This is a genomic window from Pseudomonas sp. MH9.2, assembly GCF_034353875.1.
Classification (GTDB): Bacteria; Pseudomonadota; Gammaproteobacteria; order Pseudomonadales; family Pseudomonadaceae; genus Aquipseudomonas.
Genome location: NZ_CP133784.1, coordinates 3,856,234 through 3,872,014 on the forward strand (window position 1 = coordinate 3,856,234; position 15,781 = coordinate 3,872,014).

Consider the following 15,781-nt stretch of genomic DNA (forward strand, 5'->3'; position numbering starts at 1 on the left):
ATCCACGGACTTTGTAGGAGCGAACTTGTTCGCGAAGGCCAGACAACGCGGTCGGTCAGGCACTCCGCGCCGCATGGCCTTCGCAGACAAGTCAGCTCCTGCAAGGCGAGCTGAATCAGGAATCAAACCGACTTAGTTGCTCTTCACTGCATAGTCCGGCTTCTTGTCGTTGCCAGGGATGTACGGGCTCCACGGTTGCGCGCGGATCGGTTCCTTGGTCTGCCAGACCACGTTGAACTGACCGTCGTCCTGGATTTCGCCGATCATTACCGGTTTGTGCAGGTGATGGTTGGTCTTGTCCATGGTCAGGGTGAAGCCCGACGGTGCGGCGAAAGTCTGGCCGGCCATCGCTTCGCGGACCTTGTCGACGTCGGTCGATTTGGCTTTCTCGGCGGCTTGCGCCCACATGTGGATGCCGACGTAAGTGGCTTCCATCGGGTCGTTGGTCACCGCTTTGTCAGCGCCCGGCAGGTTTTTCTTCTTGGCGTAGGCTTTCCAGTCCGCGACAAACTTGGTGTTGACCGGGTTCTGTACGGATTCGAAGTAGTTCCAGGCCGCGAGGTTGCCCACCAACGGCTTGGTGTCGATACCGCGCAGTTCTTCTTCGCCGACCGAGAACGCAACAACCGGCACGTCGGTGGCTTTCAGGCCTTGGTTGGCCAGCTCTTTATAGAACGGCACGTTGGAGTCGCCGTTGACCGTGGAGATCACAGCGGTCTTGCCACCGGCAGAGAATTTTTTGATGTTCGACACGATGGTCTGGTAATCGCTGTGGCCGAACGGGGTGTAAACCTCTTCGATGTCTTTGTCGGCAACGCCTTTGGACTTGAGGAACGACCGCAGAATTTTGTTGGTGGTGCGTGGGTAGACGTAGTCAGTGCCCAGCAGGAAGAAGCGCTTGGCGCTGCCGCCTTCTTCGCCCATCAGGTATTCGACGGCCGGAATGGCTTGTTGGTTAGGCGCTGCACCGGTGTAGAAGACGTTAGGCGACATTTCTTCGCCTTCGTATTGCACAGGGTAGAACAGCAGCCCGTTGAGTTCTTCGAACACCGGCAATACCGATTTGCGCGAGACCGACGTCCAGCAGCCGAAGACCACCGCGACCTTGTCCTGGGTCAGCAACTGACGGCCCTTTTCAGCGAACAGCGGCCAGTTGGAGGCCGGGTCGACAACCACGGCCTCAAGCATTTTGCCATTGACGCCACCCTTGGCGTTGATTTCGTCGATGGTCATCAACGCCATGTCTTTGAGTGAGGTCTCAGAGATCGCCATGGTGCCGGACAGTGAATGCAGGATCCCGACTTTGATCGTTTCGGCTGCCTGAATAGTCCAAGTCATGCCCATTGCGGCAATCGAGGCGGACAGGGTGAAAGCTTTGATCAGACTGCGACGCTTCATAGGGCCATCTCCATTCACTTGGGATTTTTAGTAGGGCGAATCAGAACACCTGAAAGCTTCTTAGCAAAGGCTATGCCCAGCTCGGGAAATGGAGCATATGCGGGGGGTATATCGGCTGAATATGGCAGGAGCGCACCACGATGGTGCCGGGAAAAACCCTTGGTGCGCAGTTGCGGGTACAAACAGTGCGTGATCTGGAGGGGATCTGATGGCTCGATGCCAAGGGAGAGCAGCCTGCAACAAGTGTTGCCTGCCATAGCAAAGTGGGCCCTGAAACCGGGCGGGGGAGGAACTCATCAAAATCCCTCCCGCCAGGTATCAGGGCCCACACCTGCAATCTAAGCCGTAGCGACGGATTTGGCAAAGCGCGAAAGAACTATCCGATCGAATAGGCACACCCCCACTAACGAAGCCCCCACCAGTGGAAACGCCACCCCCACGCCAATCATGATGATAATCGCGGTTTTCCAGCGTGGGAGGTCATGGCGCAGCGGCGGCACACCCAGGCCACCTTGCGGACGACGCTGCCACCAGATCACCAGCCCGCTGATGGCGCTGAGCAGCACCATCAGGCAAATCAGGAAAATGATGAGCTGGTTGATCCAGCCAAAGAACTTCCCTTCATGCAGCATTACCCCCATTTCCGTGGCGCGGGAAACCGTGCTGTAGTCCTTCCAGCCCACATCGGCCAGCACCTTGCCGGTGTACTGATCAATGTGCAGGGTGGCATCGTTGCGCGGGTCGTCGGCGAACACTGAGACGGTGAACACGCCATCGGCGGTGGCGGGTTGTGTGATGCTGTAGCCCGGCTCTATGCGATGCTCGGTAGCGATGTCGACGACCTGTTGCAGCGACAGCGTGGGCGCAGCGGGTGCCGACATGCCGCCGCCGTGAGCCATGTGTTCGGCATGGTCAGCGGACCGTGGCATTGGCGTGTTTTCCAGAGCCCAAGGGACGGTCTGGCGGGTCGCGGTATTGAGCTCACCGGCCTGTTTGTCGGACTTGGGGATATCGTTCCACATCGCCGCCGGGAAGGTGTTCCAGACATCGGCGAATTGCTTGCCCCAAAAGCCGGTCCAGGTCATGCCGCTGAGCAGCATCAACAGCAGCAACAGGGCGCCCCAAAAACCGGTCACCGCATGCACGTCTCGCCACAGCACGCGCCCGCGACTCTTGAACCGCGGCCACAGCGCGCCTGACCCGGACTTGCCCCTTGGCCACCACAGGTACAGGCCCGACACCACCAGCAGAATGCCCCAGCCCGCGGCCAGTTCAATCAGCCGGTCACCGACTTTGCCGATCATGAGTTCGCCATGCAGAGCACGGGCGATGGCCTGCACGTTATTCCTGGCATCCTGCTCGCCAAGAATATCCCCGCTATACGGGTCGATAAACACGTTCAGTTCGCGGCCTTCCTGCTGCATCACGAATTGCGCGCTGCCTTGGGCGTTCAACGGTGGCAGGTACTTGCTGACATGCGCCTGCGGATAATCGACTTGCACCCATTGTTGCAGTACATCGGCACTGAGTCGATGCTGGCCTGGCGTCACGTACAGCAGATCGCTGTACATCACGGTGTCCAGTTGAGGCTTGAACAGATAAATCATCCCGGTCAGGGACAGTAGAATCATGAACGGTGCGACGAACAGGCCGGCATAGAAATGCCAGCGCCATGCAAGGTTGTAGAAGGAGACGTTTGATTTATTCATGTGTAGCGCTCCCGGCGACATCATTTACAACACGGTTCAGATGGAACAAAGGAGCAGGCATGCCCGCTCCTCTGGAGGCGCAGTGGTCTAGAAGCTCATGTCGACTTTGGTCCACAGCGTGCGGCCCGGTTCGTTGATCGACTGCGGGTTGTCTGAAGGGAAGCCAAAACCGGCGTTGCCGGCCAGGTTCAGGTGCTCGGCATAAGCTTTGTCCAGGAGGTTGTCGACGCCGGCACTGACCTTCAGGTGCTTGTTGATCCGGTAGGCGCCATTCAGCGAGAACACGCCAAACCCTGAGCTGTCACCGAGGTCTTTGCCGACCACGTTGCCTTTGTTCAGGTCGACCCGGGTCTGCGCGCTGACCACTCGCCACAAAGCTCCGGCACTCCAGGCGTCGCGGCTGTAGCTGAGGCCCAGACGGGTCTCCAGTGGCGGCATTTGCGGCAGGGCCGTGCCGTCGCTACTGTTCTTGCCCCAGGCGTAGGCCAGGGTCGCATCGGTTTTCCAGTTGGAAGTCAGCTGGTACGCCGCGCCCAGTTCGCCGCCCATGATCCTGGCGTCGATGTTCTCGGCCTGAGAGGTCGTGCCCATCATGCCGGTGGTGTAGTTGAACAGAATGTAATCACGGACCTGACCGACATAACCCGACGCCCAGGCCTGCAAGTCGTCATGTTGGTATTGCACGCCGAAATCCAGTTGCGTGGTTTTTTCCGGCTTGATCGCATCGAAGGCATTGAGTGATCCGGCCGGGCCTGAGGAGGGGGAAAACAATTCCCAATAGTCCGGAAAACGCTGCACATGGCCCAGGCCGACGTAGAGCGTGGCAGGCGCTGCGGCAAGGTCGTGCTCATAACGCACAAAGCCACTGGGCAGGGTGTCGGCGCGGGTTTCGTTGGCCGTGGGGTTCGCCTTGGCCGTCATTCCCGAACCGCTGCTTTTCCGGTAATCCTTGGCCGAGGCACGGTCCAGGCGCGCCCCTGTGATCAGTCGATTATCCTGCGCGACGTACCACGTCAGTTCGCTGAATACCCCGTAGTTGTGGAAGTCTGCATCCTTGGTCCACGGCAGCTCCTTATAGGCGTCGATACCCATAGCGCTGCGCTGGCGGTGCTCGTTGGTCTGCGCATCAATGCCACTGATCAACTGCACGTCGGCCCAGCGCCACGTGGCCTTGATTCGCGCGCCCAGGGTTCGGCGATCCACGTTCGATGCCATTGGCCCGGCCATCATCCCGGTGCCAGACGGCGTGCGCAGGCTATAGTTGTCCATCACATGGTCGGCGTAGTTGTAGTAGACCTGCGCCTCAACCTTGTCCAGAACATCGCCGATATTGGACTTCTCGAAACGCAGCCCCAGGCTCTCGCGCTTGAACTGCGAACCGTCCATGCCGCGCCCAGCATAACGGGCTTCACCGTCACCTTTGCCCGCCGTCAACTCCACCAGCGTGTCAGCGTCCGGTGTCCAACCCAGCGCGACATCGCCGTTCCACTTGTCCCAGCGCGACGGCACGGTATTACCATTGCCGTCCTTGTAATCGTCGGAGTGGGACTGGTTGCCGATCACCCTCGCGTAACCCAATTCACCGCCGGCTGCGGCGTCTATCAGCTTGTCGAAACGGCCATTGGATCCGGCCAGTACGCTGGCGTTGACCCGGCTGCCCAGCTCACCGAATTTCTCGGGGTCACGTTCGAACAGCACTGTGCCCGCCGAAGCGCCTGGCCCCCAGAGCACGGTCTGCGGACCCTTGATCACGGTCAGGCGGTCAAAGGTTTCCGGGGAAATATACGACGTGGGCGCGTCCATCCGGTTTGGGCAGGCGCCCAGCATCATGCCGCCGTTGGTGAGGATGTTCAGGCGTGAGCCGAACATCCCGCGCAGCACTGGATCGCCATTGGTCCCGCCCGCACGAATGGCGGTAAAACCGGGAATGGTTTTCAGGTAATCCGCTCCGTCGCTGGCCGGAACCGGCTGCCGCGGATCTTTGGGGTTGGTCACTATCGTCAGCGGCGAGCTGGGGGCGATGGCCGTGATCACCGTCGGGCTGATCTCGGTGGCGTCTTGCTGAGGTTCATCAAGGGTCGGCAGTGCAAACGCCAGAGGTGTGAGCATGCAACCGCACAGTACGGCGACTGCGTGCTTCATGCGCAGTTGAGGTTCGTTCAGGGTAAAGCGGGGAGCCACTCGCATCGTGCACAGGCGAGTCTTGGCAGTGGAGCTGGACATAAGCGTTCCATCATCAATCAGTCGGGATCGTCACACCCTGCAACCGCTTCAGGCGGTGCATGCAGGTGTGAACAATAAGGGTGTCAGAGCAGGACTGAAGAGGGTGGCGCGCGGGTGCGGGCGTTGGGGAAGGTGGTCTGCCGCGCATAACCCTGGCGGGCTGCAGCGGTAAAGAAGCCTGTCGGTTTTGGCGGGGTAGCGGCGATAAAGGCCAGAGCTTGCGGCAGTGCCGGACAACTGAACAGCAGTGTGCAATAACCGCACTTGGCCCATATGACGTGATCGGTCGTGACCGAGGGTGTGGCTTGTTCTGCGCTGTGGCAGGCGGGGGTGTCTGCCGTCATGTCCATGGACGCGGACATCGGCATCGACATACCGGCGTGCGGATCCATCGGCATCGCTTGGGAGATCAGCGGGCCGATAAAGATCATCAACATGGCGAACAGGCTCAGCCATGCGCCTCGCGTCCCGTTGGGGCGAGGCTGCACGGAGGACCTGAAGCCTGGTGAGCGCCTGTGGTTCAACGCAGGTCAGTCAGTTACTGCATGTGCATATTCATGGGCATGGAGTCGGTATTCTCGTCCGGTGCGTGCTTTTGCACCGCAACCTCGACCGTTACGTCACCGGCTTTTTCGAAATGCAGCGTCAGCGGGAAACGTTGGCCGTCGACGAGCGTCGACTTATCTTTAAGCCCGAGCAGCATGACGTGATAGCCCATGGGCGCAAACGCCACCTCGCCACCAGCGGGGATGTCGACGCTCTGAACCTGCTGCATCTTCATCAAACCGTTCTGATGCTGGTGTTCATGCAGCTCGGCTTTGCCGGCCACGGGCGTGTCGACACTGAGCAGGCGATCGGGGTTTTTACCGTTGTTGTGCACGACGAAATACGCGGCCACGGTGGGTGCGTTGGGCGGTAATTCCATGGACCACGGATGAGCGATGTGCAATTCGCCGACGGCGTATTCGTGGGCATTGGCAAAGCAGGCAGGCAGCAACAGTGCGGCCACAACAAGGATCTTCTTGATCATGGTAATTCTCCAGCGGGATCGATTCCGATGCACCCAGCCTCATGAGGCTATGGCGCTGATTCAACGGCTCGGATCAAACCAGCGGAGAAGCACGCGGATTGAGGCTCGGCCATTGCTGGCGTGGGGACAGCGGGGCAGGGGAATGAATCGAAAGGGTTTTTCGCGTTTCAAGCTGAGAGGCATACCACGCGGCAAAGCTGGCAGGGATTGCCACCAGCGGTGCGGACCCACTGCAGCACCAGCAATGCTGCATGGTCGAGTGATCATCGTTGTGCGGCGCACTGTGATCGGCCTTGCCCAACGAAATCGCCACCAGCTTAGTGCCGCTGGCCGTACAGAAACTGCCCCACAACACTTGCTCGCTGGCCGTCTTTGGCGCCGCCCCGGAAAGCGGCATGGCAAGCATGTTGAACAGCACTGCAAAGCAGGCAATCCAGGCAAATGCCATCCGACGTTGGGACATGGGAGGTGCTTTCCGTGTCAGTAAGCGATCAATGGCGCTATTTAGCCTGAATGGCCGGGATAAGTAAAAGAAGCGAGTGTGGTGTGATGCCGCAGTGACTGACATCGATCCTGCGACCCCTTCGCGGTCGATCGCAGGCAATAGAACCTTGGCGCCTCTCAAACTGTAGGCGCTGCCGAAGGCTGCGATAAGGTCGGAACGACCTTCAAATACGTTCTAGCCTTTACAAAAAATGGTGCTCATCCAACGCTGACAGCAATTGGCTGACATCTAAAAACTCCCGATCCACCCCCGGCAACTCCGGCCTGCGCAGTATCAACACCGGCACCCCTCGCTCCCGCGCCACCTCCAGCTTCGGCTCTGTGGCGCTGCTGCCGCTGTTTTTGCTGATCAGGACGTCGATATGCCGACGTTCGAACAAGGCGCGTTCGTCGTCCAGCACAAAGGGCCCGCGGGCGCCGATCACTTCGCAGCGTTCGTTGCCTGGGTAGTCGTCCAGGGCGCGCAAGGTCCAGAACTGGTGGCCGGGGATTTCGTGCAGGTGCTGCAAGGGTTCGCGACCGAGGGTGAATAGCGGCCGCGTGAAGGGTTCGAGAGCGGCGATCAGTTCGGCCCAGTCGCCGACTTCGCGCCAGTCATCGTCAGGTTGTGCCGCCCAGGCCGGGCGTCGCAATGCCCAGCAGGGGACACCGCTGAGGTGCGCGGCGGTCACGGCATTTTGGCTGATTTGCGCCGCGTAGGGATGCGTCGCGTCCAGCAGCAAATCGATGCGTTCAGCGCGAATGAACTGCGCCAGACCATCAGCCCCGCCGTAGCCACCGACCCGCACCCGGCACGCCAGATCAGTCGGCACCCGACCCACGCCCGCCAGGCTGTAGATATGCTGCGGCCCCAGTCGACGCGCGATGGCAAGGGCCTCGGTGACGCCGCCGAGCAATAGCAGACGCTTCATTCGCAGCCTCCTGCCTGACCGACGATCCCGCCTTGGCGGTCGATGGCAAACACTTCCACGTGAACCTGTGCCGGCACCACACTGCGGGCAAACGCTCGGGCATGACGGCATACCTCATCGCCCAGGGCGATACCGGCCGCGCTGGCCATCGCCAACGCTTGCTGGCTGGTGTTGGCCTCGCGGATGGCCTGTTGCAGCGTCGCATCGGCACCGAGGGTCGCGGCCCACTTGGCCAGTTGTGGCAGGTCGATGCTGGAATGACGGCTGTGCAGGTCCATGTGGCCGGCCGCCAGCTTACTGATTTTGCCGAAGCCGCCGCAAATGCTCAATTTATCCACAGGCACCTTGCGCAGATGCTTGAGCACCGCGCCGACAAAGTCGCCCATCTCGATCAAGGCGATTTCCGGCAGGTTGTAGACCCGGCGCATGGTGTCTTCGCTGGCGTTGCCGGTGCAGGCGGCGATGTGCAGATAACCATTGGTTTTGGCGACGTCGATGCCTTGATGGATGGATGCGATATACGCCGCGCAGGAAAACGGTCGGACAATGCCGCTGGTGCCGAGGATCGACAGGCCACCGAGAATGCCCAAGCGCGGGTTCATGGTTTTCAACGCCAGTGCTTCGCCGCCTTCGACACACAGGGTGACTTCGAAACCACCGGTGTACCCGGTCTTATCAGCCAGCTGCAGCAAATGTTCGCTGATCATCTTGCGCGGCACCGGATTGATCGCGGGCTCACCCACATTCAACACCAGGCCGGGCCGGGTAACGGTGCCCACACCGGGGCCCGCGACGAATTGCACGCCGGTTTCGGTCGTCAGTCGCACCCGTGAAAATACCAGCGCGCCATGGGTGACATCCGGGTCGTCGCCGGCATCCTTGATCGTGCCCGCTTCAGCGCCATCGGCAAACGGTCGGCAGAACTCCAGGCGCATCTGCACCTGCCTGCCTTTGGGCAAGACGATTTCCACTGCGTCGCTCACCTCGCCGTCGAGTAATAAACGGGCCGCCGCCAGGCAGGTGGCTGTCGCGCAACTACCGGTGGTGTAGCCACTGCGCAAGGGAGCGGGCTGTTCGGCGGTTTCGGCGCGCATCAGGGTTTGATCGCTTCAAGCAGGGTGATGGGCAGGGCCTGGCGCCAGGTATCGAATTCGCCCAGTGGCTTGGCGTGGGCGATATGGATGCGGGTCAGTTCACCGCCGTGCTGTTCACGCCAGTTGATCAGCGCGGTCTCGCTTTGCAGGGTCACGGCGTTGGCCACCAGTCGTCCGCCAGAGCGCAGCTGTTGCCAGCAGGTGTCGAGTACGCCGGGACGCGTGACGCCGCCGCCAATGAAAATCGCATCGGGCGCTTCCAGACCTTGCAGCGCCTGAGGTGCCCGACCGCGAATCAATTGCAGGCCCGGCACGCCCAACGCGTCGCGGTTGTGCTCGATCAGTAACTGGCGACCCTCGTCGGCTTCGACCGCCAGAGCATGGCAGCTTGGGTGCGCGCGCATCCATTCGATGCCTATGGAGCCGCAACCCGCGCCCACGTCCCACAGCAGTTCACCGGGTGCCGGGGCCAGGCGGGCGAGGGTGATGGCGCGTACATCGCGTTTGGTCAGTTGACCGTCATGTTCAAAGGCACTGTCCGCCAGCCCGGCCAGCAGGGACAGGCGTGGCGCACCGGGTTCAGCACGGCATTCGATGGCGACCAGATTCAGCGCCGCAATCGGCAGGTCTACCCACTCACTGGCGATGCCTTCGACCCGGCGTTCAGCGTCTCCGCCCAAATGCTCCAGCACGGTCATCCGGCTCGGGCCGAAGCCACGGGCGCGCAACAGCTCGGCGATGGCGGCGGGGCTGCTGCCGTCGTTGCTCAGCACCAACAGGCGCAAACCGTTATGCAACTGCGCGTTCAACGCCGCCAGCGGTCGGGCGACCACCGACAAGGTGACCACATCCTGCAATGGCCAACCCAAGCACGCAGCGGCCAACGAATAAGACGAGGGCGCAGGCAGCACGCGCATTTCATCGACACTGACCTGTCGCGCCAGGCTGGCGCCCACGCCAAACAACATGGGGTCGCCACTGGCCAGCACGCAAATCGGCGTGCCGCGCTGCTCAAGCACCGGACTCAGGGAAAACGGGCTGGGCCACGGGCTGCGCTCGGCACGAATGCAGGCGGGCAGCAGATCAAGCTGGCGCTGCCCCCCAAACACCTGCCCGGCTTGCAGCAGCGCACGGCGAGCCGTCTTGCCCAAGCCTTTGAAGCCGTCCTCACCGATTCCCACGACTGTCAGCCACGGCGACATGTACATTCCTCAGCCAACTAATGCGTACTTCCGACAGACCGGCTTTTCATGCCTGCGGACAAAGCAGGCATAATACCGCGCCCAATGGGCTATAGCGCCTTTTCAAATTCTGCCGGGTGACCCATTGAACGAGCCAATGCCTGCTCGCACGTCCTCAATCTCTTTACGCCCCTCGGCTTGTCCGGGGTTGTTGCGCATCGTCCCGGCGCTGGACGGCGGTATTTGCCGGATCAAGCTGGCGGGCGGGTCGATCACGGCCGCCCAGGCGTGCGCGGTGGCCGATGCGGCGCAGCGTTATGCCGGGGGCGTGATCGAGGCGACCAACCGCGCGAACCTGCAGATTCGCGGGGTCGGTACTGATCCGGACGGTTTGATCGCGATTCTATTGGACGCCGGTCTGGGGCCGAGTAACCCTGCAAGCGACGATGTGCGCAACCTGATGCTCAGCCCGACGGCAGGCATCGACCCGCAGCAGTTGTTCGACAGCCGGCCGTTGGCCGCGCAGATTCTAGGCACCCTGGAGAACGAGCCTCGTTTCCATGACCTGTCGCCTAAATTTGCCCTGTCGCTGGATGGCGGCGAAGCACTGGCGATGCTCGAGCATCCCCATGATATGTGGTTGTCTGCACGGATGATCGACGACGACGTCTTGATGGCGTTCGGCCTGGCCGGTTGCCCTGCCGAGGATGCGCCGTTGGCCGCTGTGCCGCTGAGTCATGCTCATGAATTGGTGGTGGCGGTGCTGGACGCGTTCCTTGAGCTGGCGCGACCTGAGCAGACGCGCATGCGCCATCTGTTGGCTGAAATGTCGACCGAGGCGTTTCTTCAGGCGGTGGCCAAGCGCATGACTGTTGATTTCTGTAGGAGCCAACGTGTTGGCGAATGGCTTGACACGGTTTGCCTGACACACCGCCTCGCGAGCAAGCTCGCTCCTACAGGGGGCCAATTGCAGTCCCCTGCGAATCGGCATCTTGGCATTTATTCACAGGACGTGGCCGGTCTGGTGGCCGTCGGTGGTGCTGCGCCACTGGGGCGACTTGGCTCGTCGATGTTGCGCTCGGTCGCGCAATTGGCGGCCGAATGGGGCGACGGAACGTTGCGCCTGACACCCTGGCAGAGCCTGTTACTGCCTAACGTTCGCCGTGACCACGCGGCGAACGTGCTGACGGGGCTGCAGGCCGCCGGGTTGATCTGCTCGCCCGAACAACCGTTGGCCCACTTGATCGCCTGCACCGGCTCGGCGGGCTGTGGCAAAGGATTGGCCGACACCAAGGCGGATGCACTGCTGCTGGCCGCCCGACTCGAACACCTCGACCTGAAACAGGCGGCGCACCTGACGGGCTGTTCGCGTTCATGCGCGGCAGCCCATGTCGCCCCGGTGACCTTGTTGGCGGTGTCCGCCGGCCATTACGACCTCTATTTTCGCGACGCGCAGCAACCGGGTTTCGGTAGCTTGCGCGCGCGTGACCTCACTATTGAAGCAGTCGGCACGCTGTTAGCCGCCGACTCACGGAGCAGCACCGATGATTGATTACATCCGCGACGGTCAGGAGATCTATCGCAACTCCTTCTCGATCATTCGCGCCGAGGCCCGGCTTGATCAGATCCCTGCCGACCTGGAAAAACTCGCGGTGCGGGTGATCCATGCGTGTGGCATGGTCGAGGTCATCGAAGACCTGCGCTTCTCCCCCGGTGCAGGCACGGCCGGGCGTAATGCGCTGGCCGCCGGTGCGCCGATTCTGTGCGATGCGCGCATGGTGTCCGAAGGCGTGACTCGCACGCGCTTGCCTGCCAACAACCCGGTGATTTGCACCCTTAAAGACGAAGGCGTACCGGAGTTGGCCCGCGAGCTGGGCAATACTCGCTCTGCCGCCGCGCTGGAACTGTGGCGTCCGTACCTGGAAGGCAGCGTGGTGGTGATTGGCAATGCGCCAACTGCGTTGTTCTACCTGCTGGAAATGCTCGATGCCGGTGCACCTAAACCGGCATTGATCCTCGGCTTCCCGGTCGGTTTCGTCGGCGCGGCAGAGTCCAAGGCAATGCTCGCGGCGAACAGCCGGGGTGTGCCGTTTGTGATCATGCAGGGCCGTCGTGGCGGCAGCGCCATGGCTGCGGCTGCGGTCAATGCATTAGCGACGGAGATCGAATGATGCAGCAACCCGGTCGTTTGATTGGCTTGGGCGTCGGCCCCGGCGATCCTGAGCTGATTACTGTCAAAGCCCTGCGCCTGTTGCGTGAGTCGCCAGTGGTCGCGTACTTCGTCGCCAAGGGCAAGAAAGGCAACGCGTTCGGCATCATCGAAGCCCATTTGCAAGACGCGCAGACCCTGTTACCGCTGGTGTACCCGGTGACCACCGAAGCCTTGCCTGCACCGTTGTCCTACGAGCAAGTGATCAGCGATTTCTACGATGACGCCAGTGAGGCACTGGCCGCGCATCTGGACGCGGGGCGCGATGTTGCGGTGATCTGTGAAGGCGATCCGTTCTTCTACGGCTCGTATATGTACCTGCACGACCGCCTCGCCGAGCGTTATGAAGCCGAAGTGGTGCCGGGCGTCTGCTCAATGCTCGGTGGTGCTTCGGTGCTGGGCGCGCCGCTGGTGTACCGCAATCAAAGCCTGTCGGTGCTGTCTGGTGTATTGCCCCACGACGAGCTCAAACGTCGTCTGGCCGATGCCGATGCGGCGGTGATCATGAAGCTGGGGCGCAACTTCCCCAAAGTCCGGCAAGTACTGGAAGAGCTGGGCATGGCGGACCGCGCGTTGTATGTCGAGCGCGCAACCATGTCCAATCAGAAGATCGTGGCGCTGGACCAGGTCGAGCCAATGTCTTCACCGTATTTCTCCCTGATCATTGTTCCGGGCGAAAGGTGGCAAGGCTGATGATTGTTAAAACACCCGCCATCGTCATTCTGGGCAATGGCAGCCTGGCGACGGCACGCCGCATTCAACAGCTTTTTCCGGATGCCTTGATCCATGGTCTGGCGGCACGGGTTGAAGGTGCCGATCTGACGTACACCGAGTTTGGCGCCACGTTGCGTCAGCTCTATCAGCAGGACACACCGATCATTGCCTTGTGTGCTGCCGGCATCGTGATCCGGACGCTAGCGCCCCTGCTCCTGGAAAAAGGCGTTGAGCCACCCGTGCTGGCCGTGGCTGAGGACGGCAGTGCAGTCGTGCCATTGTTGGGCGGGCTGGGCGGGGTCAACGTCATGGCCCGTGAGATTGCTGCAGGACTGGGGATCGCTGCAGCGATCACCACCAGCGGCGAGTTGCGTTTCGGCACCTGTCTGCTCAATCCACCGAGCGGTTACGCGCTAGGCGATCTGGAGTTGGGCAAACGATTTGTCTCCGACTTATTGTCCGGGCAACACGTGCGGATCGAAGGTGCCGCGCCATGGCTCGCGCAAGCGCAGTTGCCTGAAGATGAGCACGCACAGCTGGCGATTCATGTCGGTTGCGCCGAACGCGAGCCGGCGGCCAACGAGCTGCTGATCTACCCGCGCAGTGTATTGGTGGCTGTCAGCGCGACCGTGCCGGATCTGGTGAATGCTGTGCGCGCCGCTTTGCACAACGCCGGGATTGCCGTTCAGGCGCTGGCCTGCTTGCTGGCGTCCGACCGTGAGATGGCCAACCCTGCGCTACGTGAAGCAGCATGGGCGCTGGGCGTGCCGCTGCGGTTTGCTTCAACAGCAGCGGAGGCTGAAGTCAGCGAGTTGGCGCAACAGGCCGTGCCACAGCTACTGCCCCCCATCAGTGTGGGCAGTGGCATCGCCATTGCTGTCGCCGCGCAGCCGTTGGATGTGCAGCAGATCGGTCGTGGACGCGGGCGTCTGGCGGTTATCGGCCTTGGCCCTGGCGCTGCCGAACTGATGGTGCCAGCGGTCAAAGCCGAACTGGCGCGGGCCAACGATGTGCTGGGTTACGAAACCTACGTGCGCATGGCCGGGCCGTTCCGTGCCGATCAAGTGCTGCACTGCACCGACAATCGCGAAGAAATGCAGCGCGCCCGACACGCCTTCGAACTCGCGGCACAAGGACGCTCGGTGGTCGTGGTGTCGTCGGGTGATCCTGGCGTGTTCGCCATGGCCTCGGCCGTACTTGAAGCACTGCATGAGTCGAGCAACGCCAATTGGCACGCCGTTGAACTGGAAATACTGCCGGGGGTGTCCGCCTCGCTGGCCACTGCCGCCCAGGCGGGCGCACCGTTGGGCCATGACTTCTGCGTGATGTCGCTGTCGGACAACCTCAAGCCATGGGACGTGATTGAAAAACGTCTGGATCTGGCGTCTCAGGCCGATCTGGCGCTGGCGTTCTACAACCCCATTTCCCGCTCTCGCCCCTGGCAATTGGGGCGAGCGCTGGAAATCGTCCGCCAACATCGCACCCCGGAAACCCCTGTCACTCTGGGCCGTGATATCGGCCGTCCAGGGCAAACACTGCGTGTCATCACCTTGGGCGAATTGACCCCGGACCAAGTGGACATGCGCACCATGGTCCTGATCGGTTCGTCGACGACCTGCACCTTTCCCCGTGCCGATGGCGGCAGTTGGGTCTATACGCCGCGATGGTATGGCGTGAAGCCGAGCGGTTGAGTCAACGTCGTCAATATGGGTATTTAGTTCGTAAGACAAGTCTCTGGTTCTGTGGGCTTACGTCGAAGTTATAAAGGCGAAAGTCCACGAATGGCTGCTGAAAATGTACAGGGCTAAGTATTCCGGATGTTTGACGGTATGCACTTGAATAATACCCGGCAGAATGCTCCAGGTAGGCGGCTAGAAGCGATCATCAATGTGCGCTAGTTTGAGTGGTGCCCACGAAGGGTGATCGCTGAATTAGAAAAGGATTTACACATGAATGATTACGTTGAACCAACAATGAGTGTTGAAGCGTGCCGGGCTTATATTATGGGTTGCGAATTTCCGGCAGTAGCGCTGTCTTCGGATGAAGTCGATCATCCTGTACAGGGCAAAATGCTCCGATCCTTGACAGTCGACGAGAAAAAGGAAGGCGCCGCAGTCGTCGCTAATAGTATTGTTTCCTTTGTGGCGGGTATGTCGAAGCAGAATAAGGACGATATCAAGAACTCCGTACTGTTCGCGACGCTGGTTGCCAATCGTGCACATCCCGAGATGGAAGGCCAACGCTGGTATGAGAAGTTCATGGAGGTGATGTCCCGGGCATCTGGATGGCTCCCGAAGCGCAAGGATTACGCCAGGTACACGACGGTCGAACAGCAGTTCACGATGGATCAGGTTGGCCTCAAGATCCTCTCTTCCGCAGTTGCCGCCGCGGCGCTTCCTGGTCCGACCTCGGTATTGCTGCTGGGCGTGGCGAAGCAGGCACTTGATGCCCTTCAGGCCAGCAAAGAGCCACTCAGGTTGTTTGAGGGTAAAAGCCGCTCTCATGCAGGGGGTACCTTCAGTATTGTCTCTTGCACTGAGTCGAGCGATGGCGAAGTGGTAATGGCCGTGGGGACCGTCAGCTTCTCGTCCACTCTGGATGTCACGAACGTCCTGTTCTGGAACTGGAACAATACGTCGGTGAGTATTTCCCGCGCCGAGTCGCACCTGGTGTTGAATCAGGGTGTTTACGCCAACGTGCGGGACGACATCCTTGCAAAACTGGGGAGCAACGCGAAAGACGCCGTTGCGGAATACAGTATTTAATAACCCAGAGAGCCGCAGGTACTGCGGCTCTCTGGCGCAGGTA

The 15,781-nt window shown here is 60.9% G+C and carries 14 protein-coding genes; 5 read left to right on the forward strand and 9 right to left on the reverse strand.

The features are described 5' to 3' along the window. Positions 1 to 132 precede the first annotated feature (132 nt). The 9 genes from urtA to cbiE all read right to left on the reverse strand — a co-directional run bounded on the left by urtA (position 133) and on the right by cbiE (position 10,071). A complete protein-coding gene (urtA, locus tag RHM55_RS17885) occupies positions 133 to 1,398 on the reverse strand; it encodes an urea ABC transporter substrate-binding protein (protein ID WP_322177626.1) in 1,266 nt (421 codons plus the stop codon). A gap of 338 nt (positions 1,399 to 1,736) precedes the next feature. Next, positions 1,737 to 3,107, reverse strand: a complete 1,371-nt coding sequence (locus RHM55_RS17890) for a PepSY domain-containing protein (protein ID WP_322177627.1) — start codon at positions 3,105 to 3,107, stop codon at positions 1,737 to 1,739. A gap of 87 nt (positions 3,108 to 3,194) precedes the next feature. Next, complete coding sequence (locus RHM55_RS17895; protein WP_322177628.1) at positions 3,195 to 5,330, reverse strand: TonB-dependent copper receptor; 2,136 nt, start codon at positions 5,328 to 5,330, stop codon at positions 3,195 to 3,197. 83 nt (positions 5,331 to 5,413) lie between these two features. Then, positions 5,414 to 5,767, reverse strand: coding sequence for a DUF2946 domain-containing protein (locus RHM55_RS17900; protein WP_322183005.1), 354 nt, complete (start codon positions 5,765 to 5,767; stop codon positions 5,414 to 5,416). 101 nt (positions 5,768 to 5,868) lie between these two features. Further along, positions 5,869 to 6,360, reverse strand: coding sequence for a copper chaperone PCu(A)C (locus RHM55_RS17905; RefSeq protein WP_322177629.1), 492 nt, complete (start codon positions 6,358 to 6,360; stop codon positions 5,869 to 5,871). A 73-nt stretch (positions 6,361 to 6,433) separates the two neighbouring features. Further along, positions 6,434 to 6,823, reverse strand: coding sequence for a DUF2946 domain-containing protein (locus RHM55_RS17910; RefSeq protein WP_322177630.1), 390 nt, complete (start codon positions 6,821 to 6,823; stop codon positions 6,434 to 6,436). Positions 6,824 to 7,046: 223 nt separating this feature from the next. Then, positions 7,047 to 7,775: a cobalt-precorrin-6A reductase gene (locus tag RHM55_RS17915; protein ID WP_322177631.1), complete on the reverse strand. Its 729-nt coding sequence runs from the start codon at positions 7,773 to 7,775 to the stop codon at positions 7,047 to 7,049. Then, positions 7,772 to 8,869 carry a cobalt-precorrin-5B (C(1))-methyltransferase gene (locus RHM55_RS17920; RefSeq protein WP_322177632.1) on the reverse strand — a complete coding sequence of 366 codons (1,098 nt, stop codon included), beginning with the start codon at positions 8,867 to 8,869 and terminating at the stop codon, positions 7,772 to 7,774. The genes RHM55_RS17915 and RHM55_RS17920 overlap by 4 nt, the downstream gene beginning before the upstream one ends. Continuing rightward, complete coding sequence (gene cbiE / locus RHM55_RS17925) at positions 8,869 to 10,071, reverse strand: precorrin-6y C5,15-methyltransferase (decarboxylating) subunit CbiE (RefSeq protein WP_322177633.1); 1,203 nt, start codon at positions 10,069 to 10,071, stop codon at positions 8,869 to 8,871. The genes RHM55_RS17920 and cbiE overlap by 1 nt, the downstream gene beginning before the upstream one ends. Positions 10,072 to 10,195: 124 nt before the next feature. Between cbiE and cobG the strand changes: the two genes are divergently transcribed. The 5 genes from cobG to RHM55_RS17950 all read left to right on the forward strand — a co-directional run bounded on the left by cobG (position 10,196) and on the right by RHM55_RS17950 (position 15,738). After that, positions 10,196 to 11,602 carry a precorrin-3B synthase gene (gene cobG, locus RHM55_RS17930; RefSeq protein WP_322177634.1) on the forward strand — a complete coding sequence of 469 codons (1,407 nt, stop codon included), beginning with the start codon at positions 10,196 to 10,198 and terminating at the stop codon, positions 11,600 to 11,602. Then, positions 11,595 to 12,221 carry a precorrin-8X methylmutase gene (locus tag RHM55_RS17935; RefSeq protein WP_322177635.1) on the forward strand — a complete coding sequence of 209 codons (627 nt, stop codon included), beginning with the start codon at positions 11,595 to 11,597 and terminating at the stop codon, positions 12,219 to 12,221. Before cobG ends, RHM55_RS17935 begins: the two co-directional genes overlap by 8 nt. After that, positions 12,221 to 12,952, forward strand: coding sequence for a precorrin-2 C(20)-methyltransferase (locus RHM55_RS17940; protein ID WP_322183008.1), 732 nt, complete (start codon positions 12,221 to 12,223; stop codon positions 12,950 to 12,952). Before RHM55_RS17935 ends, RHM55_RS17940 begins: the two co-directional genes overlap by 1 nt. After that, a complete protein-coding gene (gene cobJ / locus RHM55_RS17945) occupies positions 12,952 to 14,664 on the forward strand; it encodes a precorrin-3B C(17)-methyltransferase (protein ID WP_322177636.1) in 1,713 nt (570 codons plus the stop codon). The genes RHM55_RS17940 and cobJ overlap by 1 nt, the downstream gene beginning before the upstream one ends. Before the next feature lie 258 nt (positions 14,665 to 14,922). Continuing rightward, positions 14,923 to 15,738 (forward strand): hypothetical protein, encoded by an 816-nt coding sequence (locus RHM55_RS17950; protein ID WP_322177637.1) that lies wholly within the window; start codon positions 14,923 to 14,925, stop codon positions 15,736 to 15,738. The last annotated feature ends 43 nt before the right edge of the window (positions 15,739 to 15,781 follow it).

Bases quoted from the DNA above. Each gene is read 5' to 3' on its own strand.
- urtA (WP_322177626.1), bottom strand. From the start codon at position 1,398: ATGAAGCGTCGCAGTCTGATCAAAGCTTTCACCCTGTCCGCCTCGATT.
- RHM55_RS17890 (WP_322177627.1), bottom strand. From the start codon at position 3,107: ATGAATAAATCAAACGTCTCCTTCTACAACCTTGCATGGCGCTGGCAT.
- RHM55_RS17895 (WP_322177628.1), bottom strand. From the start codon at position 5,330: ATGTCCAGCTCCACTGCCAAGACTCGCCTGTGCACGATGCGAGTGGCT.
- RHM55_RS17900 (WP_322183005.1), bottom strand. From the start codon at position 5,767: ATGTTGATGATCTTTATCGGCCCGCTGATCTCCCAAGCGATGCCGATG.
- RHM55_RS17905 (WP_322177629.1), bottom strand. From the start codon at position 6,360: ATGATCAAGAAGATCCTTGTTGTGGCCGCACTGTTGCTGCCTGCCTGC.
- RHM55_RS17910 (WP_322177630.1), bottom strand. From the start codon at position 6,823: ATGTCCCAACGTCGGATGGCATTTGCCTGGATTGCCTGCTTTGCAGTG.
- RHM55_RS17915 (WP_322177631.1), bottom strand. From the start codon at position 7,775: ATGAAGCGTCTGCTATTGCTCGGCGGCGTCACCGAGGCCCTTGCCATC.
- RHM55_RS17920 (WP_322177632.1), bottom strand. From the start codon at position 8,869: ATGCGCGCCGAAACCGCCGAACAGCCCGCTCCCTTGCGCAGTGGCTAC.
- cbiE (WP_322177633.1), bottom strand. From the start codon at position 10,071: ATGTCGCCGTGGCTGACAGTCGTGGGAATCGGTGAGGACGGCTTCAAA.
- RHM55_RS17935 (WP_322177635.1), top strand. From the start codon at position 11,595: ATGATTGATTACATCCGCGACGGTCAGGAGATCTATCGCAACTCCTTC.
- RHM55_RS17940 (WP_322183008.1), top strand. From the start codon at position 12,221: ATGCAGCAACCCGGTCGTTTGATTGGCTTGGGCGTCGGCCCCGGCGAT.
- cobJ (WP_322177636.1), top strand. From the start codon at position 12,952: ATGATTGTTAAAACACCCGCCATCGTCATTCTGGGCAATGGCAGCCTG.
- RHM55_RS17950 (WP_322177637.1), top strand. From the start codon at position 14,923: ATGAATGATTACGTTGAACCAACAATGAGTGTTGAAGCGTGCCGGGCT.